At 46.0% G+C, this 23,283-nt stretch carries 28 protein-coding genes; 23 read left to right on the top strand and 5 right to left on the bottom strand.

Annotated features, from left to right (window positions below; translation table 11 throughout):
* The first annotated feature begins 109 nt into the window (after window positions 1-109).
* Both fabI and BBB58_RS11860 read left to right on the top strand, forming a co-directional pair.
* Entirely contained in the window at window positions 110-883 is a 774-nt protein-coding gene (fabI, locus tag BBB58_RS11865; protein WP_074037406.1) for an enoyl-ACP reductase FabI, read from the top strand.
* A gap of 83 nt (window positions 884-966) precedes the next feature.
* Window positions 967-1,155: a hypothetical protein gene (locus BBB58_RS11860; RefSeq protein WP_015881231.1), complete on the top strand. Its 189-nt coding sequence runs from the start codon at window positions 967-969 to the stop codon at window positions 1,153-1,155.
* 2 nt (window positions 1,156-1,157) lie between these two features.
* Here the strand turns inward: BBB58_RS11860 and BBB58_RS11855 are convergent, their stop codons facing one another.
* On the bottom strand, window positions 1,158-1,667 hold the full coding sequence (locus BBB58_RS11855; protein WP_015881232.1) for a YjcG family protein: 510 nt from the start codon (window positions 1,665-1,667) through the stop codon (window positions 1,158-1,160).
* Window positions 1,668-1,842: 175 nt separating this feature from the next.
* On the opposite strand from BBB58_RS11855, the gene BBB58_RS11850 reads away from it, so the two are divergent.
* The 7 genes from BBB58_RS11850 (at window position 1,843) to ulaA (ending at window position 7,433) form a co-directional block, all read left to right on the top strand.
* Window positions 1,843-2,388: a phosphatidylglycerophosphatase A family protein gene (locus tag BBB58_RS11850; RefSeq protein ID WP_015881233.1), complete on the top strand. Its 546-nt coding sequence runs from the start codon at window positions 1,843-1,845 to the stop codon at window positions 2,386-2,388.
* Window positions 2,388-2,975, top strand: a complete 588-nt coding sequence (locus tag BBB58_RS11845) for a phosphatase PAP2 family protein (protein WP_074037404.1) — start codon at window positions 2,388-2,390, stop codon at window positions 2,973-2,975. The genes BBB58_RS11850 and BBB58_RS11845 overlap by 1 nt, the downstream gene beginning before the upstream one ends.
* Window positions 2,972-3,508, top strand: coding sequence for a hypothetical protein (locus BBB58_RS11840; RefSeq protein WP_074037403.1), 537 nt, complete (start codon window positions 2,972-2,974; stop codon window positions 3,506-3,508). Before BBB58_RS11845 ends, BBB58_RS11840 begins: the two co-directional genes overlap by 4 nt.
* Window positions 3,501-3,692: a protein YkzS gene (gene ykzS / locus BBB58_RS11835; RefSeq protein ID WP_074037402.1), complete on the top strand. Its 192-nt coding sequence runs from the start codon at window positions 3,501-3,503 to the stop codon at window positions 3,690-3,692. The genes BBB58_RS11840 and ykzS overlap by 8 nt, the downstream gene beginning before the upstream one ends.
* A gap of 158 nt (window positions 3,693-3,850) precedes the next feature.
* Window positions 3,851-5,872, top strand: coding sequence for a BglG family transcription antiterminator (locus tag BBB58_RS11830; RefSeq protein WP_074037401.1), 2,022 nt, complete (start codon window positions 3,851-3,853; stop codon window positions 5,870-5,872).
* Window positions 5,872-6,138 carry a PTS sugar transporter subunit IIB gene (locus BBB58_RS11825; RefSeq protein ID WP_074037399.1) on the top strand — a complete coding sequence of 89 codons (267 nt, stop codon included), beginning with the start codon at window positions 5,872-5,874 and terminating at the stop codon, window positions 6,136-6,138. The genes BBB58_RS11830 and BBB58_RS11825 overlap by 1 nt, the downstream gene beginning before the upstream one ends.
* A 32-nt stretch (window positions 6,139-6,170) precedes the next feature.
* The gene (ulaA, locus tag BBB58_RS11820) at window positions 6,171-7,433 is read left to right on the top strand and encodes a PTS ascorbate transporter subunit IIC (RefSeq protein WP_074037398.1); all 1,263 of its coding nucleotides are present in this window, start codon (window positions 6,171-6,173) and stop codon (window positions 7,431-7,433) included.
* Window positions 7,434-7,481: 48 nt separating this feature from the next.
* On the opposite strand, the gene BBB58_RS11815 is transcribed toward ulaA, so the two are convergent.
* Both BBB58_RS11815 and BBB58_RS11810 read right to left on the bottom strand, forming a co-directional pair.
* Complete coding sequence (locus BBB58_RS11815) at window positions 7,482-7,769, bottom strand: hypothetical protein (RefSeq protein ID WP_074037396.1); 288 nt, start codon at window positions 7,767-7,769, stop codon at window positions 7,482-7,484.
* Window positions 7,770-8,041: 272 nt separating this feature from the next.
* Complete coding sequence (locus tag BBB58_RS11810) at window positions 8,042-8,773, bottom strand: hypothetical protein (protein WP_074037395.1); 732 nt, start codon at window positions 8,771-8,773, stop codon at window positions 8,042-8,044.
* 149 nt (window positions 8,774-8,922) lie between these two features.
* Between BBB58_RS11810 and BBB58_RS11805 the strand changes: the two genes are divergently transcribed.
* The 8 genes from BBB58_RS11805 (at window position 8,923) to nadE (ending at window position 14,510) form a co-directional block, all read left to right on the top strand.
* Window positions 8,923-9,498, top strand: a complete 576-nt coding sequence (locus BBB58_RS11805; RefSeq protein WP_015881239.1) for a GNAT family N-acetyltransferase — start codon at window positions 8,923-8,925, stop codon at window positions 9,496-9,498.
* Window positions 9,495-10,214 (top strand): alpha/beta fold hydrolase, encoded by a 720-nt coding sequence (locus tag BBB58_RS11800; RefSeq protein ID WP_074037393.1) that lies wholly within the window; start codon window positions 9,495-9,497, stop codon window positions 10,212-10,214. The genes BBB58_RS11805 and BBB58_RS11800 overlap by 4 nt, the downstream gene beginning before the upstream one ends.
* On the top strand, window positions 10,201-10,761 hold the full coding sequence (locus BBB58_RS11795) for an NADPH-dependent FMN reductase (RefSeq protein ID WP_074037392.1): 561 nt from the start codon (window positions 10,201-10,203) through the stop codon (window positions 10,759-10,761). The genes BBB58_RS11800 and BBB58_RS11795 overlap by 14 nt, the downstream gene beginning before the upstream one ends.
* A gap of 68 nt (window positions 10,762-10,829) precedes the next feature.
* Window positions 10,830-11,069, top strand: coding sequence for a hypothetical protein (locus BBB58_RS11790; RefSeq protein WP_015881242.1), 240 nt, complete (start codon window positions 10,830-10,832; stop codon window positions 11,067-11,069).
* A gap of 84 nt (window positions 11,070-11,153) precedes the next feature.
* The gene (locus tag BBB58_RS11785; RefSeq protein ID WP_074037949.1) at window positions 11,154-12,245 is read left to right on the top strand and encodes a virulence factor; all 1,092 of its coding nucleotides are present in this window, start codon (window positions 11,154-11,156) and stop codon (window positions 12,243-12,245) included.
* Window positions 12,246-12,490: 245 nt separating this feature from the next.
* Complete coding sequence (locus BBB58_RS11780; protein ID WP_074037391.1) at window positions 12,491-12,685, top strand: hypothetical protein; 195 nt, start codon at window positions 12,491-12,493, stop codon at window positions 12,683-12,685.
* Window positions 12,686-12,783: 98 nt separating this feature from the next.
* A complete protein-coding gene (locus BBB58_RS11775) occupies window positions 12,784-13,584 on the top strand; it encodes a BsuPI-related putative proteinase inhibitor (RefSeq protein ID WP_074037389.1) in 801 nt (266 codons plus the stop codon).
* 110 nt (window positions 13,585-13,694) lie between these two features.
* Complete coding sequence (nadE, locus tag BBB58_RS11770; RefSeq protein WP_074037388.1) at window positions 13,695-14,510, top strand: NAD(+) synthase; 816 nt, start codon at window positions 13,695-13,697, stop codon at window positions 14,508-14,510.
* Window positions 14,511-14,552: 42 nt separating this feature from the next.
* Here nadE and BBB58_RS11765 read toward each other — a convergent pair whose 3' ends face one another.
* Entirely contained in the window at window positions 14,553-14,939 is a 387-nt protein-coding gene (locus BBB58_RS11765) for a disulfide bond formation protein B (protein WP_074037387.1), read from the bottom strand.
* Window positions 14,940-15,047: 108 nt separating this feature from the next.
* Between BBB58_RS11765 and ccpC the strand changes: the two genes are divergently transcribed.
* The 5 genes from ccpC (at window position 15,048) to BBB58_RS11740 (ending at window position 20,531) form a co-directional block, all read left to right on the top strand.
* Window positions 15,048-15,923 carry a transcriptional regulator CcpC gene (gene ccpC, locus BBB58_RS11760; protein ID WP_074037386.1) on the top strand — a complete coding sequence of 292 codons (876 nt, stop codon included), beginning with the start codon at window positions 15,048-15,050 and terminating at the stop codon, window positions 15,921-15,923.
* Window positions 15,923-17,044 carry an N-acetyldiaminopimelate deacetylase gene (locus tag BBB58_RS11755; RefSeq protein ID WP_074037384.1) on the top strand — a complete coding sequence of 374 codons (1,122 nt, stop codon included), beginning with the start codon at window positions 15,923-15,925 and terminating at the stop codon, window positions 17,042-17,044. Before ccpC ends, BBB58_RS11755 begins: the two co-directional genes overlap by 1 nt.
* Before the next feature lie 259 nt (window positions 17,045-17,303).
* Window positions 17,304-18,692: a cytochrome ubiquinol oxidase subunit I gene (locus tag BBB58_RS11750; protein WP_074037383.1), complete on the top strand. Its 1,389-nt coding sequence runs from the start codon at window positions 17,304-17,306 to the stop codon at window positions 18,690-18,692.
* 14 nt (window positions 18,693-18,706) lie between these two features.
* Window positions 18,707-19,738, top strand: a complete 1,032-nt coding sequence (locus BBB58_RS11745) for a cytochrome d ubiquinol oxidase subunit II (protein WP_015881251.1) — start codon at window positions 18,707-18,709, stop codon at window positions 19,736-19,738.
* A gap of 130 nt (window positions 19,739-19,868) precedes the next feature.
* Entirely contained in the window at window positions 19,869-20,531 is a 663-nt protein-coding gene (locus tag BBB58_RS11740; RefSeq protein WP_015881252.1) for a potassium channel family protein, read from the top strand.
* Between the two features lie 79 nt (window positions 20,532-20,610).
* Here the strand turns inward: BBB58_RS11740 and BBB58_RS11735 are convergent, their stop codons facing one another.
* The gene (locus BBB58_RS11735; RefSeq protein WP_208606714.1) at window positions 20,611-21,399 is read right to left on the bottom strand and encodes a Cof-type HAD-IIB family hydrolase; all 789 of its coding nucleotides are present in this window, start codon (window positions 21,397-21,399) and stop codon (window positions 20,611-20,613) included.
* Between the two features lie 200 nt (window positions 21,400-21,599).
* Here BBB58_RS11735 and rnjA point away from each other — a divergent pair, with 200 nt between their 5' ends.
* On the top strand, window positions 21,600-23,267 hold the full coding sequence (gene rnjA, locus BBB58_RS11730) for a ribonuclease J1 (RefSeq protein WP_015881254.1): 1,668 nt from the start codon (window positions 21,600-21,602) through the stop codon (window positions 23,265-23,267).
* Window positions 23,268-23,283: the final 16 nt, after the last annotated feature.

The raw sequence follows: 23,283 nt of genomic DNA, 5'->3' as shown, positions 1-23,283 counted from the left end.
CCGCAACTTAAAAAAATCGCAATACGTAACGAGTCGGTTGACAAAACAGAAACCTTTCTGTAATCTGAGAACAGATATTATCACCAGGTACTAAAAAGGGGAGTTTATGATGTCAATTTATCCAACATTAACGAATAAAACGTACGTCGTCATGGGGATTGCCAACAAGCGCTCGATTGCATGGGCGATTGCCAAAACGCTTGATGAGGCAGGGGCGAAGCTCGTGTTAACGTATGCGGCAGAACGATTCAAATCGGGTCTCGAGTCACTCGCAAGTGAGTTGAAACAAGAAGCGATTCTACTTGAGTGTGATGTGACGAATGACGAAGCGATTGATTCAACATTCCGTTCGATTCACGAACAAGCTGGCGAGATTCAAGGAATCGCGCATTCGATCGCATTTGCTGACAAAGAAGCATTGCGCGGTGAGTTCTCAGAAATGACACGTGGTCAGTTCGCGCAGGCATTAGACATCTCAGCATATAGTTTGACGGCAGTTGTGAAAGCGGCGAAGCCTTACTTCGCACAAGACGCCTCGGTGATCACACTCACTTACCTCGGCGGCGAGCGTGTCGTTCCGAACTACAACTTGATGGGTGTCGCCAAAGCGGCACTTGATTCGAGCGTCAAGTATTTGGCGAACGAATACGGTCCACATGGTGTGCGTGTCAATGCTATCTCGGCGGGGCCGATTCGTACATTGTCAGCCAAAGGGGTTGGTGATTTCAACAGTATCCTTTCTGAGCTTGAACAGAAGGCGCCATTGCGTCGAAACGTTTCGGCGGAAGAAGTAGCTTCGACAGGCCTCTTCCTCCTCTCGGGGATGGGAAGTGGCGTGACCGGCGAAGTCATTCACGTAGATAGCGGATACCATATTTTATAAGTTTGGGGAATGGCGCAGTGATGCGCCATTTTTGTATTACCTCGTGAATAAATCGGGTAAGGACCTATGAAGGAGGTCAGATCATGGGTCCCTATCAGATTGATTTTACTGTCGTACAATACGTCAACCGACAAGTCCAGCCATCAGGTCGAGCAAGCATCGAACCGGTGACACGAATCAAACGTGTCCAACGAATCCGACCTCGACGTGAAGAATGGCTTGAAGAAGAGCAAGAAAAAAACCCCGGTCGCTATGTCGACCGGAGCATATAAGGTTAGCCTCGGAAACGGAACGTCTCATAGACGTTCCATGTTTCATTTTCGAGTTCATACATGACGGCCATACGAGTGATCGTCTCTTCGAAATGAACCTGCTCCATACGCATACGTTCGAGGACGTCGAACAGCTCGGCATCGGTCAAATCTTGACCAATCGTGATGTGCGGCAAGAATTCATATTTCGGTGTTTGGTTGAGCACACCTTCATGCAGTCGTTGCTGAAGAGTCGACAAATCACGTGTCGGTAACACTTTTAAATACAAGACATTGTTCGTCGGTGCGAAAGACCGAACGCCATCGACTTTTAACTGAATCGGTTTAGTCGAATCCGCAACTTGTTGCAAGTACTCGAGTACTTTCGGCAAGTCTTCTTCTGACACCTCTGTCCGCTCTTTAATGGTCACGTGAGGTGAAATCAACGCATATTTTGTGTCATAGCGTTTTCGATAAGAGTTCGCAAAATCTTGCACTTGTTTAGACGGAAATAAGACTACCCCAATCTTCATTCCTCTTCCCCCTTTAATCGTTTAACCTACATGTTAATGATGACCGATTTAATGTGGGAAGTCAAAGCAGGGTTCGTCTTTTTTCAATTTTTCAGTATAATGGTTATATCATATAGAGAGACGATGACTCTCTGAACGAAGGGATGTGAAGCGGGATTTCGATCCTGCGCCTATTATGAAACACGTACCACACTCACGTGATGTCCGAGAAGCGGCTCGTGCTCGTTTGCTCGAACGCGGGGTCACAATTGAATCGATTGCTGAAATCGTATACCAGATGCAGGCACCCTATTCGCCGCATCTTTCTCTAAAAGATTGTATGGATTCTGTCGAGGCGGTTCTTGATAAACGTGAACTACAACATGCGATTCTCGTGGGATCAGAGCTCGATATGTTGGCTGAAAAAGGGCAATTATCTGAACCGCTTCTGTCGATTATCGCCTCAGACGAAGGTTTATTTGGAGTGGACGAGACGATTGCGATCGGTGCCGTCAACACATATGGTTCGATTGCCGTTACGACTTTCGGATACTTAGACAAGGCAAAAATCGGTATCATCAAACAACTCGACACGAAGATGGATGATGGGCAAGTGCATACGTTCATGGACGATCTCGTCGGTGCCATCGCTGCCAACGCTTCAGGACGATTGGCGCACCGGTTACGAGATATGGTCGATTTCGGAGAAGAAGAGATGCGTGAAAGAAAAGGGTTGTATTGATGAAGTGGACACCGCAGATGGTGGTCATCACCGGGACGGTCGCATATGTGATCGTGTCGGTGTTTGTCGTTTTAGGGGCGGTCGATCCGATGAACACATTCGTATATGAATGGTTACAGCCGCTACCGGATCGAGTGTTTGCCTACGTGACAGAGCTCGGGAGTGCACAAGTCATTGTGGGACTCTCCATATTAGGATTGTTGTTCTGGTATTGGCGTGGGGACCGTATCGAAGCGTGGCGCCTAGCGCTCGTCGGAATCGGGACACTTCTGTTTACTCAAGTGCTGAAGCTAGTCTACGGAATCGACCGACCGCTCATTGATGCATCACTCGATGCAACGACATACAGTTTTCCGAGCGGACATGCCTCAGGATCGCTTGCACTATATGGATTGACAGCTTATGTACTGTATCGAAAGAAACAGTCGAGAGTCGTCATCTTCATTCTCTTGTGCCTCGTCCTTGCGGTCTCGCTCAGCCGTGTCATCTTAAACGTTCATTACTTTAGTGATGTGCTTGGCGGTTGGCTCGTTGCGTTGACGATGATTGCATTGTCTGAATGGATCATAAGGAGGAGAACGGTTTGATCGTTGTGGTAGATGTAGCAAAATGGTTATTCGTTCGAAAGAAAGAAGCTGATGATGCATCAGTTCCCACGATATTAGTGGAAAAAGATAGAGAAGGGGCGACATGGTTCACCTCGATGAAAATTTTGTTCCAGTTAAAGAAATGGACGGGTCGACGTCGTTTTGTTCCCCTTTTACTGTGTGATGAGCACACCTATCGTTCATATGAAGTTTTTCATGTCGATGCTGTGCCGTCTTTGGCTCTACTCGACGGGGGGCGGACGTTACTAGTGGACAATAAACGAGATGAGTCATTTGATGTTGTGATACGGGAAAGCGGATTGGAAACAGAAAAATCGATTTTATTGTTCGCGCTTCAGTATATTGAACAGATGACGAATGAATCAGTCGTTTTTGCCGGAGATGAGTCGATTGAGGCGACGCGGATCGTCCCGACAGCATTGTTGGATAAGGCGGACCGCTTAGAATCAGGACGTCGTCTATTTGAATGGATGCATGATGAAGACTTACGTAAGGAGAATCAACATGACTGATTGGGAAATGACATTTCAACAATTATTGGACGAACAAGTGGATGAAGTGAACGTGCCACGCGAAGATTTTTTATCCGTTCGAACCATTTTGATTGAGAAAGGCTGGCTCTTTCAAGTAGTAGGAGAGGCCAAGCATGGTGGCGTGACGATTTATCGCAGAAACCCGGTCACTGCGAATTCATAATGGCAAGAGACGAATGAATATAAAGATTCACTCGTCTCTTTTTTTATGCATTCATGAAGAGACAGAAGTTTGTGGGCGAAGTTCCCAAAAGTCAGTCGTAACCGCTTACATTTTGTGATTGATTTCGTTTTATACTACAGGTGTAGGAGGCCTCTACTATGCAACTGAATGAAAAAAGCAAACGAATCTTGAATGTCATCTTGCATGAAAAGCAAATGACACTAGACACCTTGACCATGATGCTTCCATATTCTCGACGGACAGTCGAATATGAATTGGAACGTATACAAGAATGGCTCGTCGGAAACGGACTATCGAATTTGAAGATGGACGGAACAAAAATAGAATTGACCGTGACAGAGGCGCTAATCGAGCAAGTCGAGCGCGCCGAATTAGTCTGGTCAGAAGAAGAACGAGAGCTTGTCATCACGCTATTCGCGATGACCCAAGTCGAATTTCTATCCAGTTTTCATTTTCAGCACCTATTAGATGTTTCCAAGTATACGGTCCAAGAAAGTTTGAACACCGTTAAAAAGCAGGCGGCCCAATTCGGGATTGATTTTTCTTATACAAGGAAAGAAGGATATCGGTTCAACGGTCATCTCCAAACGGTCGCATTATACGTGTACCGAACAATTGAACAATTGCTTGAGAAGTCAACGTTCGCTCAATTACTCGATTTATGTTTCGATTCTTGGCAAGTTGAGTTTATGGAACGGATCGGACAGATTGAACATTTTGAAAACTTGAATCAGTTTCAGTTTGTTGAAAGCCATCGTGAAAAATTAGCATATTTTCTGATGATTGGGTCTAGGTTATCACCTGACGCATATGTTCAAGATGACGATTCCTGGTTGACAGAAAAAGTCGATGCATCAATCCGAGACAATTTTGAAGATGTTCCACAGCTGTGGGAGACATTGATGATGTTAATTCAAGGTGGTTCAAAAGTGTCGGAAGAAATGGATGAGCTGGTACAGCAAAATCTTGCGTCTATCATGATTGAGGTGATTGAGCGCTTTGAAGGTTTGAGTTGTACACGTGTAATCGAACGCGAAGCGTTATGTGAAAAACTAGTCCTCCATGCGAAAGCGACGCTCAATCGTGTCCATACCGAAATTATGCCGTCAGATGAATTGGAACGATATGTGATGAAGGAGCACCGTGTACTAAATGTAATTGTCGACCGCTCTCTCGACCCGATTCGAGACCAAATTCAGACGAAAATTCCAAGTTCAGAAGTCATGTATTTCACTCTTCATTTTGCGGCCCATCTTCATCAACAGGGGCAACATCTAGATGAAAAAATGAAAGCGATTGTCGTATGTCCAAGCGGGATTAGCGTTTCGCATATGCTCGATCACATTTTGAAAAATCAATTTCCTGACTTTGTATTTCTGCCACCAATTTCGCAACGGGATGTCTTGGAGTTTGCACCGCTTGTCGATTTGATTTTTACGACGGTGCCATTGCCGCTAGCGGTTCAACAACAAGCACACGTGACGCTTGTTCCGACACTACCGACAAGGCTAGAACAGCTTGCCTTAAAGCGCCAAATCCAACAGCGCTTCATCGCAAATGGGAGCGTCGCCCGAATGGAAGTCGCAGATATTCTCGAAGTGGTGAAGAAATATGCAACAATCCATCAAGAAGCGCAACTAAGAAAAGAATTGAAACATCTGCTACAAGATGAACCGATGAAAGATGAATGGAAAGGGGGACAACCCGTGCTAAATCAACTCGTAACAAAAAAAGAAATCCAACTTGACGATCAAGTATCGGATTGGCAGGAGTCCATTCGTCTCGCGGCCAAACCACTTGTTGATAATGGAACAATCGAATCTCGTTATGTTGAGACGATGATTGAGAACGTCATAGAACATGGTCCTTATATCGTGCTCATGCCACAAATTGCAATCCCTCATGCGAGGCCGGAAGATGGTGTAAATCACCTTGGGATGAGTGTGCTGAAGTTAACAAAACCTGTATTCTTTCCTGGAGAGAAACCGGTTCGTGCTTTCTTTGTCCTAGCGGCAATCGATCAAACGACTCATTTAAAAGCCCTTGCACAGTTGACCGAGCTATTAGGAAATGAACAGGACGTGTCACTTCTTTTAGAAGCAGACACAGTAGACGATATTGTTGAGGTACTCAATCGCTATTCAGAGGAGGAAGAATAATGAAAAAGATTTTAGTGGTATGCGGTAATGGATTAGGCTCGAGCTTTATCATGGAATTGAACGTAAAAAAAGCACTCGAACAAATGGGGAAAGAGGCGGATGTCTCTCATACAGACCTGGCGACGGCACGAACTGAACCAGCAGATATTTATCTCGGAGCTCAGGATATCATCGGAACGTTAGATGATGGTTCAAAAGAAATCGTCGCACTCGAGAACGTGATGAATATTGAAGAAATTAAATCAAAACTAGATGGAAAAGTTTAAGATATATGAAATTTTATTAGGGGGGAACGCTCATGCTTGATTTGATTATGCGAGATATATTGGGGACACCTGCCATATTGGTTGGACTGTTCGCTTTGATTGGGCTCGTTCTACAGAAGAAAGATATTGCTTCAATCGTCTCTGGTACATTGAAGACAATCATGGGGTTTGTGATTATCGGGGCGGGTGCCGGCGTCATTATTGCGGCACTCGACATATTCGGACAGATGTTCGACGAAGCGTTCAGTATCCGAGGGGTCATTCCGAACAACGAAGCGATCGTTGCGGTTGCGCAAGATGCGTTTGGTGTCGAAACAGCAATGATCATGGTGTTCGGTATGGTTATGAATATCGTGCTCGCACGTATCACGCCATTTAAATACATCTTCTTGACAGGTCACCATACGTTATTTATGGCAAGCTTACTAGCAGCAATTTTATCCGTATCAGGACTCGATGGTACGTTATTGATCATCGTCGGATCGGTATTGCTAGGACTCTGTATGGTCTTATTCCCGGCACTCCTTCAACCTTTTGTACGTCAAATTACTGGCTCTGACGATTTTGCAGTTGGACATTTCGGGTCACTCGGATACTTTGTTTCAGGGACAATCGGAAAATATGCGGGAAACAAAGAGCATTCAACCGAGCAGATTCAAGTACCGAAACAACTTGGTTTTTTACGTGATACGTCGGTAGCAGTTTCGTTGACGATGACCTTACTCTTCGTGGTCGTCGCAATCTTTGCCGGTCCTGCGTTCATTGAGACAGAATTATCAGATGGGTCGAACTATATCGTCTTCTCTATCATCCAAGCCATTACTTTTGCAGCGGGCGTGTATATCGTACTTGCGGGGGTTCGCATGTTGATTGCCGAAATCGTACCTGCCTTTAAAGGGATTGCTGATAAGATGGTTCCGAACGCAAAACCTGCGCTCGATTGTCCGACAGTTTTCCCGTTTGCACCAAACGCTGTCATTATTGGATTTCTTGCAAGTTTTGCCGCTGGATTATTTTCGATGTTTCTATTACCGTTGTTTGGTTTGGCGGTCATCGTCCCGGGTCTCGTACCTCACTTCTTTACAGGAGCGACAGCGGGAGTATTCGGGAACGCTACGGGTGGACGTCGAGGAGCGATTCTTGGATCGATTGCTAACGGAATTCTGATTAGTTTCTTACCGGCTTTGTTACTTCCGCTATTAGGGAACTTAGGTTTTGAAAGTACGACGTTTGGAGACTCTGACTTTGCTATTGTGGGCATTCTAGTCAGTTGGCTCGTTTCATTGTTCTCATAATGTGAAAAATGAGGTCTTTCTCCCATATGGAGACAAGACCTCATTTTTTTACGCGTTCGAAGCGAGTTTTATTTTTTGTCGTTTCATCTTGTGTAGTAACCAAGCATAGAGGACTTCACAAGAATTGTGAGGAAGGATCAGCTCCACCAAAGGGTGAGCGTGACCAAATATAGTGAAGCGCGAATGGTCTTCGTCGAGCAGAGAGACTTGAATATCCGTCGCATCCTGTAGGGAAATGCGCTGTTCTCCTGCGTGAGCATCTTTAAGTTTCAGCATTTTTCCATTCGTCGCAAACTTGGTGAACGATGAGACTCCTTGTACTTTCAGTTGTTCCATTTCGTGTATCTATCCATCGCGTGATGAATAGATTTTCACCTCGCTTTCTCTATATTGCCTTCCATTCCTCCAGAAGGTTATTCCTAGTATAACGCCTCGTTCGAAAAAGAAAAGTGTTAATTTAACAAAAAATTAAGACAATTTGTTATCAATTTTTAAGAATAGCGTTCAACCCTGTCTAGCATAGGAATAAGGTTGAAACAATCGGTCTGAAAATAACAAAAAAGAACCCCGTTTTCAGAGGTTCGCATCCATTGGTTACATGTATGACCTTATAATCGCTCAATCTGCCATGTACGACGGCGATACAACAACTGTCCTTTTAAGGCGATGGATTCTTTCTTCGCATCGAAGTCCTCTTCAAGAACGGACATGTCTTCATAGCGACCCGCTACATAGAATGAGATGACGATTTGGCGATTGAACAAACTGCGTTTCGTATGATCGAAATCGATGATCAGACCTTGAGGTGCCAACTCGAGTAATTCATCAATGACAGGAAGTGGAATCGGAACAAAACTGATGTTACGAATATCACGATCAAGCTTACTTTGCAACATGTTTTGAACGAAACGATTGATTGTCGACCAATCGCGAATATAAAGACTGCTATGTCGATCGTTTGCTTCATTGAAGAACACAATCTCATTATCGAGCGAATCCAAGAACGGCTTCTTGATTCCGCGTTCCATATGACTTAAAAACAAGATTTCTGCAATTTCATGATCGGACAGAGTTTCGAGCGTGTTGTAGTCCGGAAAATCGATCGCTGTGAATGTTGTTTGGTTATTCAAATACTTAGACGAGAACGAAGATAGTTCATGCGCTTCAATATAACGAAAACGCGACCTCGAGGATTGTCTCATCCCTTTGATATCCGTTCGACAAATAATCATCGGTCTCGTCACGGAAAGCGCTTCTGTTACATCCGCCAACGTCACACCATGGAGTGTGAAGCGTTGGACGTCCCGGTCTTGCTTCAAATAAAAGAGTTGTTTTGACATATGGTATCCCCTCAGTTTGACATACTACGATTATAGTAGCAAAAACACATGCTTTCCGCCATCTTGAGACGGTACCAGAGGGTTGAGTTCGATACATTTGGGAAAATAGAAGTATAATTGAGGAAACGAATAGGAAAGGCGGGTTCCACATGTGGGGATTAAAACGGAGTTTTCCTGAGCTCGCTACGCCCCGGTTTATCCTGCGAGAGCTAGAACCGCGTGATGCTAGAGCACTATATACCATTCTATCCACTGAGGAAGTGATGCGATATTATGGGTCGGACCCGTTGCTTGCCGTCTATGAGGCGAAGAACGTGATCGCTTACTTTAAAGATCAATTTCAGCAAGGGAAGGCCATTCGCTGGGCGATATGCGATCGGATGACGAATGAATTGGTTGGAACGATTGGATTCCATAATTGGACGCCCCAATATTATCGCGCCGAAATCGGGTTTGAGGTTTCCCCTCACTATTGGAGACAAGGGGTGGCTTTCGAAGCCGCTTCAGCTGTCATTCAATACGGTTTTGAAGAATTCAAGTTTCATCGAATCTCTGCGTTGGTCGCACCAGGGAATGAAGGGTCGAATCGACTCGTTCAAAAATTGGGATTTATTGAAGAGGGACTTCTACAAGATTATGCATATAGCCATGGTCGATTCATGGATTTGACTATGTATCGGCTACTCAAAACAGAATGGGAAGAAAAGGAGCACTCGATGATATGAAAGCACTCGTATTGTTACATGGGTTGTGCGGTTCTCCAAAGTACTTTGAACAATTGGAACCGTTATTGAATGCCGAAGTCCACACGCTCACATTACCCGGTCATGCTGGGACGGACGTGGGGCCGGAAACGATGGATCATTTTGCGGACTGGGTCATCGAAGAAATTCGTCTTCGAGGCCTTGAGCGTCCCCTTGTATGTGGGCATTCTTTCGGAGGCTACGTGACGACTAACCTCGTGCGTCGCTATGGAACAGAAATATCAGGATTTGTATTGATTCACTCGACGGCTGCCGCGGATACAGAAGCGGCGCGGGAGAAGCGAAACGGTGCCATTCATCAAGTCATCGAAGAAGGGGTCGAGCCGTTTATTGACGGAATGATTCCAAATGTCTTCTCAAGTGATTCCGACCCGGCGCTCGTTCAACAAGCGATTGCAATCGGATATGAGATGACGGTCGAGGGAATCGTGAAGGCGCAACAGGCGATCCGGGATCGTGAAGACGAAGTGGACACCGTCGAAACGACTGACCTCCCCGGCCTATTCATTTACGGCTCAAAAGACCCGAATATGAATGAGGAGCGGGCGTTTTTAGGTGCGTCACGACATACTAAAGCAATCGTTCCGTTCAGTCATATGGGGATGATGGAATCCCCTGAAGAAGAAGCAAAAATCATGAACGAATGGATGCAGGAGGTGGATCATGGAAAAGTATAAGTTAATCGCTATGTCAGGAAGTCTTCGAAAGAAATCTTTTAATACCGCTCTTTTGCATTCGATCATTGAACTGGCTCAAGATGATTTCGACATTGAAGTCGTCTCCATCGAACTTCCACTGTTCAATGATGATTTGATTGATCCAGATGAACCAGAGGTTGTGGCTACTTTGAAGCAAGTCGTTCGGGAAGCTGATGGATTATTGATTGTCACCCCCGAATATAACCATAGCATCCCGGGCGTCCTAAAGAATGCGATCGACTGGCTTTCGCTCGAGCCAGGGACGCCACTTCGGGATAAACCGGTCATGATCGCCGGGGCCTCGCCTGGCATACTTGGAACCGCCAGATGCCAAATCCATCTCCGACAAGTATTTGCCACAAATCGTGCAAATGTTTTACCGGGAAATGAAATTTTCATCACGCATTGTAAAGAAAAGATTGGTGATAGTGGGTTGCACGATGAGAAGTCGATTAATCAAATTAACAAAACATTATCGGAATATCGTAAATGGATAGAATTTTGGAAGCGTAACACAAAAAATTAACTTGAAGTCGCTCATGTTGTTTGATAGAAAGGAATTGTGAAAACAAACACAAGAGGAGCGACACCAAAATGGAAACTTACATCGAACTGTACAATGGCGGCGAATTAGGTGATCGGGCGGTAATGAACGATGGGATGACATTTGGACGAATGACGATTGTTGAATTGTTCTATCAATCCAATCATATTTTTGGTTACGTGAAAGAAGATGGTGAAAAACGTTTCTTCCTTGAACCGATTTCAGAGGACGACACATTTACTGTGGATGGGACGACGTATTCACTCCAACAGTTTATCGCGTTGTTTTAAGTAAAATAGAGGATTGATCGAACGCAAGCGACTCGCTTGCGTTTTTTTGTCATTTTCGTCACGATGAAAAGTGAGGTGATGAGGATGAAACTAGTAGCAATCGAACCGACACCAAGTCCGAATAACTTGAAAATCATTGTGGACCCTCCGTTCGAAGGGAGAGGCATAACGTACGATAAAGCGAGTACAGATGCCCCAGCCATCATTCAAGAAATCATTGGGCTTCGAGGCGTCAAATCCGTTTACGCCGTGTCTGATTTTCTCGCTGTCGAGCGACATCCGAAACATGATTGGCATGACGTCATGAATGAAATCCGACGGGCGTTCGGGGAACAAGTTGAGGAAGTCGAATCCACAAAGATGGATACGGACTATGAACCAGTCCATGTATCCGTCCAGTTCGTGCTCGATGTACCGATGCAATTAAAACTCGTCAAAGGGGACGAAGAAAAACGAATCGGGCTGTCGAAACGATTTGTCGATGCAGCGATGGAAGTTCAAGCACAAGTGAAGAATGTCATTCAAGACCGTCGTTGGGTAGAGCAAGCCCCACGCTATGGTGAATTGGATGAAGTCAGTGTCATCGCGCAAGAAGAATTGGAAGCGGCGTATCCTGAAGAGCGCATCGAACGGATCGTGGCCCGTGCGTTTGGTCGTGAAGCAGATTTTGAGGCAAACGCGAACCATTTGCAGTCGGAAAATTGGAAAGATCGGATGGCATTCCTGGATGAACTCGAAATCCATCATGAGAATATGCCCTATTTCCGTCGTGCCTTGGAAGATTCCGTGATGGCAATTCGTCGACAAGCGGTCGTCATGATCGGGATGTTTGAAGAACGACGTGAGGAATATGTCACATATATTGAACAAGCTTTAGTGGACGCTTCTCCTATTGTACGACGAACAGCTGGGGATACGGTCTCCGATTGGGCATTACCTCAGTCACAACCTTCAATGATTGAGGCGCTGAAAGATAAAAACAAACTCGTACGTTGGCGAGCGGCTCGTTTCTTATTCGATTGTGGAGATGAACGTGCTGTACCTGCCTTGTCAATCGCGGAGGAAGATCGCGAGTTCGAGGTCTCTTTACAAGCGCGACTTGCGAAAGAGCGGATCACGAGCGGCGAGACAGCACTCGGGACGGTATGGCAACAAATTTCGAACCGCTCGAAATGAGGTTTCGTTCGACATGTGTCGAATCATTTTGATTTACAATTTAAGGTAAAGAGGAGCATCTGCATTGCGGATTGCTCCTTTTTTTCACAAAAACACATGCACATTTCCCCAATTGACTAACAATTGATGTAAACGTTTCGACAATAGGTAAAATGTCATTGTTGTGCTGTCGAACGATAGGACATATATCTTGGTTTCAGATTGGTACACTAGATTTATCACAGATGAACAAAGGAGCCATACTTATGATATTGTTTGCAGAAACGCCTGAACTTGTAGCTTATAAGGAAGTAGTAGGAGAAACGATGGTCGTCACGTTTGAATCGATGCACAGTGAGACGTTCTCTGTCACGGCTCAAGTCCGGTCTGATCTCGATATCGCAGATTCATTGTTCATGACCGGTTGGCAACAATACATGGAACAAACTAAAGTTTCGTAAAAAAGGTAAATAATATAAGGGAAATCATTACAAACGTCTGCACATTGTATACACTAGTGCTATAGACGTTTTTTATTTTGTTGAGGAGAGTGGGATCCATGAAGAAAACTTGGTTGCTCGCCGTAGTGACGGCAATCTTATTAGTCGTAGCGGGATGTGGGAAAGAAGAGGCGAAACCGAGTCAAGTAAACAGTGATTCGTCTGAACCACCGGCTCCATTGACGCTCGACACGGAAATGGCATACGATTCAGTAGCCCAAGCATTATCAGCAACAATCAAAATGACGAACCCAAATGAGGAAGCCGTGGATGTGACATTCAATACGTCACAGCGCTATCAGTTGATTATCAAACAAGGTGACAAAATCGTGTTTGATTATGGTAGCGAATTTATGTTCACGGAATCGATTATCGAAGAAAAGTGGGCAGCGGATGAACAAAAGATCTTCGATGAGGTCTTCCTGTTAGATGAATTAGAGGCTGGCGAATATTCGGTCGAAGTGATTGGGCTCGGTCAAGTTGATGGGGCACCTGAAATTGCTGTGACAGATGAGACGACGTTCACGGTTGAATCTGCTGCAACAGAAACTCCGGATGAAGGTACATCAGAAACACCGGAAGAAACACCAGCAACAGAGCCGCAATCGGACGGTGCGTTCAGTGATGTACAAATTGATTTGAATGACACGATGATTCAAGTGAGCGGGTATACGGATGAAGTCGAGTTCGAGTGGTCTGTGTCAGACGGACATAATATTTACGCTCAAGGCGCAGCCGAAGTGACCGGCGGTGGCTTCACGTTTGGGGTATTGCTCGATGAAGCACCGGCGAAAGATCAACCGTTGTTCTTAGAAATGACACCAATCGGTGGAGAGGTCACATCATTTAAAGTTCAATAAAGCCATGGCGGAAACTGTTGTTTCCGTCTTTCTTTTTGAGACGCTAGTTGACGGGGTATAAGGATTATCAGACAATAAAGCAAAATGAGAGCATAGTGGGAGGGCAATCCATGCAACAACATATCATTGAATCAACACATGTCAAACCGACCATCAACCCGAAAGAAGAAATTCGTCAACGCATCGACTTTTTGAAAGCATATGTGAAACGAGCCGGTGCGAAAGGACTCGTCCTAGGTATCTCAGGTGGGCAAGACTCAAGCCTTGCCGGAAAGCTATGTCAACTCGCCATGGAAGAGCTTCGTGAAGAAACGGGTGGCGAGTATACATTTTATGCGATCAGATTGCCATATGGTGAGCAACACGATGAGCATGACGCGCAACTTGCGCTTGAGTTCATTCGTCCGGACAAATCGTTCACTGTCAACATTAAGCCTGCTGTTGACGCATCCGTTGAAGCGTTTAACCGTGCAACGGGTCTCGAATTGAGTGACTTCCATAAAGGGAACACGAAGGCACGTGAGCGGATGAAGGCACAATACGATATCGCGGCAACATTCGGTGCCCTTGTGGTCGGAACGGATCATGCTGCGGAATATGTGACAGGATTTTATACAAAACACGGTGACGGAGCTTGTGACCTCACACCGTTGACCGGTTTGAACAAACGTCAAGGGAAAGCACTTCTCCATGAACTTGAAGCGCATGAGCGTGTGATTTATAAGGTGCCGACGGCTGACCTTGAAGATGGTCGCCCTGGACTTCCTGACGAAGTCGCACTCGGTATGACGTATGATCAGCTTGACGACTATTTGGAAGGGAAGACAATCGACCCAACAATCGCCGAGCGAATCGAGACAATTTTCAAACGTTCACGCCACAAGCATCACATGCCTGCCTCGTTGTACGACGAATGGTGGCAATGAAAAAAGGAGGAGCTGTCTCGAGACAGCTTCTCCTTTGTTGTCTCACGCTTTCTTAAGCGGGACGAACTGAACGATCAGGATGCAGGTAAAGGCGATAAAACTGAGGAGTGGGATGGTGATGAATCCAAAATAGTTGACCCAACGAATCAGGCAGTCGTTCGTACAGAAGGCTTCACCGTTCGGGATACGTTCTAAAATAACGTGATACAGACTGATACACCATCCGGCACCGGCCATAATCCCTACGAACAAACGGTTGACGTCTCGTGCAGTCAACATGATAGTCAAGTAGTAGATGGCTAGTGGATACATAAAGATGCGTTGGAACCAACACAACTTACAAGGTAAAAAGAGCATGATCTCTGAAAAATAAAGGCTGCCGAGCGTCGCGACGGTCGCAACGATAAAGGCGAAATGATGACGTTGCATCAGATTTCCTCCTAACAATCAAATTGATGATTAAACATGATATGATACATTGAAACAAATACTTATTCAGTATACAATCTTTCAAACGATAGAGAAACAGGTGACGTGATGCAAGTTTCGGAAGTAGAAGTGTTAATTATTCTTGCGGAAGAATTGAATATGCGGAAAGCAGCCGAGCGGTTGTTTGTCTCACAACCAGCGCTCAGTCAACGGCTCGTGACCATCGAACATCAGTGGGGAAAGAAGATTTTCGTTCGCTCCACAAGAGGGCTCGCATTGACGCCAGATGGTGAGAAAATCATCGAGTTCGCCAAAAAGATGTACAGCGAAGAACAAGAACTGAGGGGTGAACTGACTGCCAACCAAGGGGAAGTGTACGGGACGTTGAAAATTGCCGTCGCCTCCATCATGGGACAATATTGGTTACCCAAGGTATTGAAGACGTTCGTCGAACGCTATCCGTCTGTCCGTGTCAAATTGGTCACCGGATGGTCGAGCGAAATGATGCGTTATATGCTCGAAGAGAATTTTCATATCGGAATCATTCGAGGGAATCCTGATTGGCGAGGAGAACGGATGAAGTTGTTCTCCGATTCCTTGCATTTGGTCGATCTAAAAATGACCGACCTCTCCCAACTAAAAAACAATGAGCGCTCGTTTATTCAATTCAAGAGTGACTCGACTTATTACCAGGAAATATTAGAGTGGTGGCAGGAACGGTTTTCGAGTCCACCTCTGACGACGCTGGTCGTCGATCAAATCGAGACATGCAAACAGATGGCGTTACACGGAATCGGGTTCGCGATTCTCCCTGAATCGACCATCAAAGATGTGAATGAGATGAATAAGATCCCATTGACGTCGTCGGGTGGTGTGCCACTCGTACGGGACACATGGATGCTTTCGACAGAATCGATGTTGGAGTTGGCGCAAGTTCAAGCGTTTTGGAAGATCGTTGAAGAAATTACGAAGGAGACTGAATGATGAATTGGGCAATTGAAGCGAGAAGACAGCTGCATTTAATTCCGGAAGCCGGATATGAAGAGTTCAAAACACAAGCGACACTTGAGCAATTGATTCGATCGCTCGATTCACCACGTGTTCACATCACACACTGGCGAACAGGTCTTTTCGTCCGGGTAGATGGTCTCGTCGGTGAGAAGACGATTGGATATCGAGCCGATATGGATGGACTGCCCATCACGGAAGAGACGGGGCTAGAATTCGCATCGATTCACGAAGGAATGATGCATGCATGCGGACATGATGTGCACATGTCGATCGCGCTTGGGTTAATTAAACGAGCGGTCGAGGAACCGCTTAACCATCACCTTGTCGTCTTTTTCCAACCGGCCGAAGAGGGCCCGGGAGGAGCCGAACCGATGGCGAAATCAGAATTGTTCTATCACTTCCGGCCGGATGCACTGTTCGGCTTGCATGTCGCGCCTGAATATCCTGTCGGCATGGTCGCTTCAAGACCGGGCGTGTTGTTTGCGAGTGCGCGAGAGCTTCATATCACCATTCATGGAAAAGGGGGGCATGGTGCTTTCCCTCACGCAGGGATTGACGCTGTTATCGTTCAGGCCGCCCTCATCATGCAACTGCAAACGATTGTGTCACGGAACATTGACCCGATGGGAAGTGCGGTCGTCAGTATCGGAAAAGTCGCAGCAGGAACGAAAGAAAATATCATCGCTGATACGGCCAAATTGGATGGGACGGTCCGTGCATTGTCCGACAAAGAAATGGTCGTGCTTGAAAGCCGGATTCGTCAAATCATTGCCGGTGTCGAGATGACGTATAACGTTCAGATTGACCTTGAATTTGGTAATCGCTATCATGAGGTCGTCAATGACGAACGTTACCTCTATCAATTCGAGGAAGCGGTGGAAGAGGTCGGCTATTCTTATAAAACGTGTGTCCCTGCCATGACGGGTGAAGATTTTGGATATATGTTGAAACAGGTCCCTGGATTCATGGTTTGGTTAGGCGTAAACGATATGGGATCAGGACTTCATCAATCGACACTCAACCCGGATGAACGTTCGATTGAAGTAGCCATCGATTTATTCGACCACTACTTCCGTAATGTCATGATTCAATAACACGAAGCGGTCTCGATTGAGTCCGCTTTTAGTGTGCCCGAAAAGGAGTGAACGAGGGTGAAAAAGGGAAACATTTATTCATGTAAAGCGACGATTTTGTGGCGATTGCTCAAATGTGAACATTTTGCGAACTCGAGCATTGAGACATTACAGCGCAATATAAAATCATTATGATGTAAGTATCGAAGGGTATTCATCTGTGATTGTCGTTTCATACATGGGTTCGAAGCGATAGAGAGAGATAGGAGGTAATCAATAGATGTTTCAAGATCCTGTCCTGATGAGTCGAGCATTGACGGCACTCACATTAGGTTTTCATGTGATTTTTGCCACACTCGGCGTCGGGGTTCCACTTTTAATTTTATTGGCAGAATTTTTAGGAATACGTAAAAAAGACCCGAAATACACGCTCATGGCTCGCCGTTGGTCGCGTGGCTATGTCGTGACGGTAGCAGTTGGGGTTGTGACAGGTACGGCCATCGGTCTGCAGCTTTCACTTCTCTGGCCGAATTTGATGCGCGTTGCGGGTCAAACGATTGCGCTCCCGCTTTTCATGGAAACGTTCGCCTTTTTCTTTGAAGCGATTTTCCTTGGTATTTACTTGTACACGTGGGATCGATTTAAAAATCCGTGGCACCACATGCTTCTCGGGATACCGGTTGCAGTCGGTGCATTGTTCTCAGGGTTCTTTATCACAACGGTAAACAGTTTTATGAACCAGCCTGTAGGGTTTGATATTGTCGATGGTCGATTGGCAAATGTCAGCCCACTCGAGGCGATGTTCAGTCCGGCCATGCCGACTAAAATGGCACACGTGTTGACTTCAGCTATTTTAACATCCGCGTTCATTCTAGCTGCGATTGCAGCCGTTCAGTTGTTACGTCAACGTCGAAATCAACTCGACAAGATGTCGATTGAATATCACAAGAAAGGTCTCCGTCTGACGATGACGGTCGCTTTGATCTTTGCGATTGCGACAGCGCTCGTCGGTGACTTCTCAGGTAAATATTTGGCTCAGTATCAACCAGATAAATTAGCCGCGGCAGAATGGCATTTCGAAACCTCCTCCGAGGCTGAATTGATTTTGGGGGGATGGTTAGAAGATGATGGTCAAGGTGGCTATGAAGTCCGAGGCGCCTTGAAGATTCCTTACGCGCTCTCTATTCTTGCAGGTGGAGTCCCGAACTACGAGGTGACGGGTCTCAATGAGTTTGCGAAAGAAGATCAACCGCCGCTCTTCGTTCACTATCTATTTGATGCGATGGTCGGAATTGGGATGCTTCTCGCACTCATCTCCTTCCTGTTTGTACTCGGCCGCTATATTAAACGTTTGAACCAGTTCAGCAAGCCGATGCTCTTTGCGATTGCAGCCGGTGGACCGCTAGCCATGGCAGCGATTGAGTTTGGGTGGTTCTTCGCTGAATTCGGTCGTCAACCTTGGGCGTTATATGAGTTAATGCGTACGAGTGAGGCAGCTACGACTTCAGCGAACGTCGGTTGGATGCTTGTCGCTTTCGCGATCCTCTACGCGGTACTCGGAACAGTGACTGTGGTTGTCCTATCACGCCTGTTCAAAGAGAATCCGGTAGGGAAAGAACTAAAACAATCCGAGCATCGTGGTGAAGCGATGTTTGCGGATGAAGTGTGATCGGAGGGTATGACATGCAAATTCAAGAATTAGGGATTGCCGTCTTATGGACGTTCCTATACGGCTATCTCATCGTCGCATCGATTGACTTCGGTGCAGGCTTCTTCGCTTTCTATAGCCGCTATACGAAACGTGATCACTTAGTGAACCGACTCGTCAAACGGTATTTGTCACCGACATGGGAAGTGACGAACGTATTCTTCGTTTTCTTCTTTGTCGGGATTGTCGGATTCTTTCCGGACACCGCTTATTACTATGGTACGGCATTGCTCGTTCCGGCGTCTGTCGTGTTAATTCTGCTTGCGATTCGTGGTAGTTTTTATGCGTTCGCTAACTATGGCTCAAAGGAAAGCACGCTCTATATGTTCCTTTATGGAGCGACGGGATTACTCATCCCAGCTTCGATGTCGACGGTACTGACGGTCAGCCAAGGAGGTTTCATCACGGAAACAGAGAACGGGGTCTTCTTTGACGGAGCGAAGTTGTTCACCAACTTCTACTCCTGGACGGTCGTCATCTTGGCGATTGTCTCCGTCCTCTATATTAGTGCCATGTTCCTCTTGTTCTACGCGGACAAGGCACGTGACCAAAATGCCGTCGAACTCGTTCGGAAATGGGCTCTATTCTGGAGCGTCCCGACGATTATCGCATCGGGTCTCGTCTTCTTTGGATTGAAGTCGCAAGCTGCGTGGCATTACGAAAGCATCCTAGGAGGGAACTGGTGGTGGTTTGCGATGAGCTTCTTGTTCTTCGTCATCGCCGTCTCCTTCGTGTATATGAAACGAAATTACGGGATTGCCTTCTTGATGGTCATGGGACAGTTCTTCATGGCATGGTTCGGATACGGATATTCTCACTTACCTTACATCCTGTATCCGTACATCGACATTAATGGAAGTGTCGTCAACGAGTCGATGGCGGTGGCGCTTGTCATCGTGTTCATCTTAGGATTGCTCCTACTCGTTCCGGCACTCTACCTCTTGCTCCGTTTGTTCTTGTTTGACAACGACTACGTACGAGGGAAACGCTCGAGTGGAAAAGCATAATGGCGAGAACGGGATTTCCTTTATTTAAAGGGAATCCCGTTTTGTATTTTGTATAGAGTTTTGAAGTGGAATCAGTTACACTGAACGAAGAATCAAGAAGTGAACATGTGTAGGAAAGGGATGTAGCATCATGACAGGTGAATTTGCAGTCATCGGATTGGGACGATTTGGTGGGTCGATCGTCCGTGAATTGTCTTCAAATGGATATGACGTCCTCGCCATCGATTCAGATGAGGAGCGTGTCAATGAGTTTATGGGATTGGCAACCCATGCCGTGATCGCCGATACAACAGATGAAAATGTGTTGAAGAGTTTGGGGATTCGTAACTTTGAACATGTCATCGTCGCCATCGGGGAGAATATTCAAGCTTCTATTTTGACGACGTTGATTTTAAAGGAACTTGGTGTTCAAATCATCACGGTGAAAGCAACGAACGATTACCATGAAAAAGTACTTCGTCGAATTGGGGCAGACAATATCGTCCACCCGGAGCGTGACATGGGCGTTCGAATTGCGAATGGATTGATGAGCCAAAGTATCCTCGACTACCTCGAATTATCGAATGAACATTCGATTGTCGAAATAAAAGCATCGGACAAGTTATCTAACAAATCACTCATCGATTTGGACTTGCGGGCGAAGTACGGGGTGAACATCGTGGCGATTCGTCGCGATGACGATGTCCTGATTTCTCCTCAAGCGGATGAGATGATTTTATCGGAAGATATTTTGATTATCATCGGGAAGGATACCGATTTGGATAGACTAGAGCGTACACTTCGTTCGAGATAAAAGAAAAAGACCTTTGGAGCGATACCGCGATCGTTGAATCGATTGATCAACTCGACGGTTTGACTCCAAGAGGTCTTTTTTAAATGAGTTTCATCGCTTTCAAGCCGTACTCGATTCCATCTTCAAGGATGGATTTCGTGACAAAATCCGCCACGTCTTTCGTTTCGGTGCGACCATTGCCCATGGCGATTCCAGTACCTACATACTGAAGCATGGCCAAGTCGTTCAACGCATCTCCGAAAGCGTACGTATTCTCAAGACGGTAGCCATTGGTCTCAATAAAGTGACGGATGCCATCTGCCTTACTGGCCCCTTTGTTGATCACGTCCATTGCATGAGGATGCCAACGGATAAAATCGAACTCACGGTAGGCGTTGATATAATGATGCTCGTCTTCAGGCGTGCAATACAGTAACGTCTGATACACATCTTCTTTTGTATGGAAGTTCGGTTCGAATGAAGGAATCGGCATGTCGAGTTCACCGAGCGATTGTTTGACGATGGCATCATTCGGTCTTGAAGCACCACCACGGTCTTGTCCCAAATAGACGAGAGTATGATCATTTGAAGCGGCGTGCGTCGTCAATCGGCCGAGTGCATCTTTTGAAAGCGTGTTACGATAGACGATTTCACCTTTATGCACGACAATCTGACCATTATAGCAAACAAGACTATCAATCCCGACACGTTCTGGGATATCGGATAGCATGGCCGGTCCTCGTCCCGTCGCGATGAATGTCTCGACGCCGTTTTCTCGCAATGCCTGAATTGCTGAAATCGTGGAAGGCGGTATATAACTACCTTCATGTAAAAGCGTGCCGTCAATGTCGAAGAAAACAACCTTTTGATCTTCCATTTGATTCACCATTCTTTCTCTTTATCTAAAAAATATGTTTTCTGAACCCACTAAAAGGATAACACGAAATAGGGAAACTACCACGAATATCACATCGTTAGTGAAATATTGTCATGATATGAGCTATAATGAAAAAAGAATCTTACGGGCATATTCGAGAATCACTTATGTTTCACATAGATGTATTAATAATTGAAGTAAGGAGAGATTAAATGAAGTTTGTTAAGAACCACCAAACAGCCGTGTTCGCATTGGGCGGACTCGGAGAAATCGGGAAGAACACATATGTTGTTCAATTCCAAGATGAAATCATCGTCATCGATGCGGGAATCATGTTCCCAGAGGATGACTTGCTTGGAATCGACTATGTGATTCCTGATTACTCGTACCTGATTAAAAACAAGGACAAAGTAAAAGGGGTATTCATCACTCACGGTCACGAAGACCACATCGGGGGAATTCCATTCTTATTGAAGCAAGTGCAATTGCCGATTTACGCGACGAAGCTCGCGCTCGGATTGATTAAAGTTAAACTTGAGGAGCATGGGTTGCTTCGTGAGGCGGAACTCCATGAGATTGATGAGGATTCACTCATCAAGTTCCGCAAGACGAGCATCTCGTTCTTCCGCACGACGCACTCGATTCCGAACTCACTCGGTGTCGTCGTCAAGACGCCACAAGGGAACATCGTCCATACGGGTGACTTCAAGTTCGACTTCACTCCGGTAGGTGAGCCGGCAGACCTCGCCAAGATGGCGGAAATCGGAAAAGAAGGCGTGCTTTGTCTCTTGTCCGATTCGACAAATGCAGAAGTGGAAGGCTTCACGATGAGTGAGAGCGTTGTCGGTGGGACGATTAGTGAAACGTTCCGGAAAGCGGATGGTCGAATCATCTTTGCAACATTCGCATCGAACATCTATCGCTTGCAACAAGTGGTCGATGCGTGTGCCGAGACAGGTCGCCATCTCATGATTTTCGGTCGTTCGATGGAGAAAGTCATGACGATTGGACAAGAACTCGGTTTCATCAACGTTCCGAAAGGGATGATCATTGAGGCGAATCAAATGCGTCACTACGACCCGAATGAAATCGCGATTCTTTGTACCGGCTCGCAAGGAGAACCGATGGCAGCACTCAGCCGTATTGCGAATGGTACCCATCGTCAAGTGTCAATCATTCCTGGGGATACGGTCATCTTTTCTTCTTCTCCAATCCCAGGAAATGCCATCTCCGTCGGGAAGACGATTGACCAGTTGTATAAAGCGGGAGCGGATGTTGTCTACGGTAAGTTGACGAACATTCATACATCAGGTCATGGTTCGCAACAAGAGCAGTTATTGATGATTCGTCTGTTGAATCCAAAATTCTTCATGCCGATTCACGGTGAGTACCGCATGTTGAAAAAGCATGCTGAGCTTGCTGAATCGGTAGGAATCCCGAAAGAGAACAGTTTCGTTATGGATAATGGTGAAGTGCTTGCTGTCGACTCGGAGTCGGCTGCGGTCACTGGCAAAATTTCTGCGAACGCTGTGTATATCGATGGGAATGGAATTGGTGATATCGGGAATATAGTATTAAGGGATCGCCGAATTCTGTCTGAAGATGGACTCGTTGTCGTCGTCATCAGCATCGATGGCAAGACGCGCAAACTCGTCTCAGGACCAGATATCATCTCACGTGGATTCGTCTATATGCGTGAATCAGGTAGTCTGATTCGTGACGGCGAACGATTGTTGAAGAAAACCGTCGAACAAGGATTGTCCAATAAGCAGATGAAGTGGTCGGAGATGAAACAACTCGTCTCAGACACCCTCACACCTTATTTGGCCCAAAAGACGCGGAGACACCCGATGGTCCTGCCGATTATTATGGAAGTATGATTTGACGGGCTGTAGG

Origin of the sequence: Exiguobacterium profundum, assembly GCF_001909285.1 — a bacterium.
GTDB classification, from domain to species: Bacteria; Bacillota; Bacilli; order Exiguobacteriales; family Exiguobacteriaceae; genus Exiguobacterium; species Exiguobacterium profundum.
The sequence above is the reverse complement of the archived record's forward strand: the minus strand, read 5'-3'. Positions and strand labels throughout refer to the sequence as shown.

Excerpts from the sequence above, each read along its gene's own strand:
- BBB58_RS11785 (WP_074037949.1), top strand. The coding sequence starts at position 11,154 with ATGAAACTAGTAGCAATCGAACCGACACCAAGTCCGAATAACTTGAAA.
- nadE (WP_074037388.1), top strand. The coding sequence starts at position 13,695 with ATGCAACAACATATCATTGAATCAACACATGTCAAACCGACCATCAAC.
- BBB58_RS11815 (WP_074037396.1), bottom strand. The coding sequence starts at position 7,769 with ATGGAACAACTGAAAGTACAAGGAGTCTCATCGTTCACCAAGTTTGCG.
- BBB58_RS11825 (WP_074037399.1), top strand. The coding sequence starts at position 5,872 with ATGAAAAAGATTTTAGTGGTATGCGGTAATGGATTAGGCTCGAGCTTT.
- ccpC (WP_074037386.1), top strand. The coding sequence starts at position 15,048 with ATGCAAGTTTCGGAAGTAGAAGTGTTAATTATTCTTGCGGAAGAATTG.
- fabI (WP_074037406.1), top strand. The coding sequence starts at position 110 with ATGTCAATTTATCCAACATTAACGAATAAAACGTACGTCGTCATGGGG.
- BBB58_RS11855 (WP_015881232.1), bottom strand. The coding sequence starts at position 1,667 with ATGAAGATTGGGGTAGTCTTATTTCCGTCTAAACAAGTGCAAGATTTT.
- BBB58_RS11780 (WP_074037391.1), top strand. The coding sequence starts at position 12,491 with ATGATATTGTTTGCAGAAACGCCTGAACTTGTAGCTTATAAGGAAGTA.
- BBB58_RS11810 (WP_074037395.1), bottom strand. The coding sequence starts at position 8,773 with ATGTCAAAACAACTCTTTTATTTGAAGCAAGACCGGGACGTCCAACGC.
- BBB58_RS11845 (WP_074037404.1), top strand. The coding sequence starts at position 2,388 with ATGAAGTGGACACCGCAGATGGTGGTCATCACCGGGACGGTCGCATAT.
- BBB58_RS11765 (WP_074037387.1), bottom strand. The coding sequence starts at position 14,939 with ATGCAACGTCATCATTTCGCCTTTATCGTTGCGACCGTCGCGACGCTC.
- BBB58_RS11740 (WP_015881252.1), top strand. The coding sequence starts at position 19,869 with ATGACAGGTGAATTTGCAGTCATCGGATTGGGACGATTTGGTGGGTCG.
- BBB58_RS11830 (WP_074037401.1), top strand. The coding sequence starts at position 3,851 with ATGCAACTGAATGAAAAAAGCAAACGAATCTTGAATGTCATCTTGCAT.
- ulaA (WP_074037398.1), top strand. The coding sequence starts at position 6,171 with ATGCTTGATTTGATTATGCGAGATATATTGGGGACACCTGCCATATTG.
- BBB58_RS11755 (WP_074037384.1), top strand. The coding sequence starts at position 15,923 with ATGAATTGGGCAATTGAAGCGAGAAGACAGCTGCATTTAATTCCGGAA.
- BBB58_RS11750 (WP_074037383.1), top strand. The coding sequence starts at position 17,304 with ATGTTTCAAGATCCTGTCCTGATGAGTCGAGCATTGACGGCACTCACA.
- BBB58_RS11795 (WP_074037392.1), top strand. The coding sequence starts at position 10,201 with ATGGAAAAGTATAAGTTAATCGCTATGTCAGGAAGTCTTCGAAAGAAA.
- BBB58_RS11805 (WP_015881239.1), top strand. The coding sequence starts at position 8,923 with ATGTGGGGATTAAAACGGAGTTTTCCTGAGCTCGCTACGCCCCGGTTT.
- BBB58_RS11745 (WP_015881251.1), top strand. The coding sequence starts at position 18,707 with ATGCAAATTCAAGAATTAGGGATTGCCGTCTTATGGACGTTCCTATAC.
- BBB58_RS11790 (WP_015881242.1), top strand. The coding sequence starts at position 10,830 with ATGGAAACTTACATCGAACTGTACAATGGCGGCGAATTAGGTGATCGG.
- BBB58_RS11860 (WP_015881231.1), top strand. The coding sequence starts at position 967 with ATGGGTCCCTATCAGATTGATTTTACTGTCGTACAATACGTCAACCGA.
- BBB58_RS11735 (WP_208606714.1), bottom strand. The coding sequence starts at position 21,399 with ATGGTGAATCAAATGGAAGATCAAAAGGTTGTTTTCTTCGACATTGAC.
- BBB58_RS11800 (WP_074037393.1), top strand. The coding sequence starts at position 9,495 with ATGAAAGCACTCGTATTGTTACATGGGTTGTGCGGTTCTCCAAAGTAC.
- ykzS (WP_074037402.1), top strand. The coding sequence starts at position 3,501 with ATGACTGATTGGGAAATGACATTTCAACAATTATTGGACGAACAAGTG.
- BBB58_RS11775 (WP_074037389.1), top strand. The coding sequence starts at position 12,784 with ATGAAGAAAACTTGGTTGCTCGCCGTAGTGACGGCAATCTTATTAGTC.
- BBB58_RS11850 (WP_015881233.1), top strand. The coding sequence starts at position 1,843 with ATGAAACACGTACCACACTCACGTGATGTCCGAGAAGCGGCTCGTGCT.
- rnjA (WP_015881254.1), top strand. The coding sequence starts at position 21,600 with ATGAAGTTTGTTAAGAACCACCAAACAGCCGTGTTCGCATTGGGCGGA.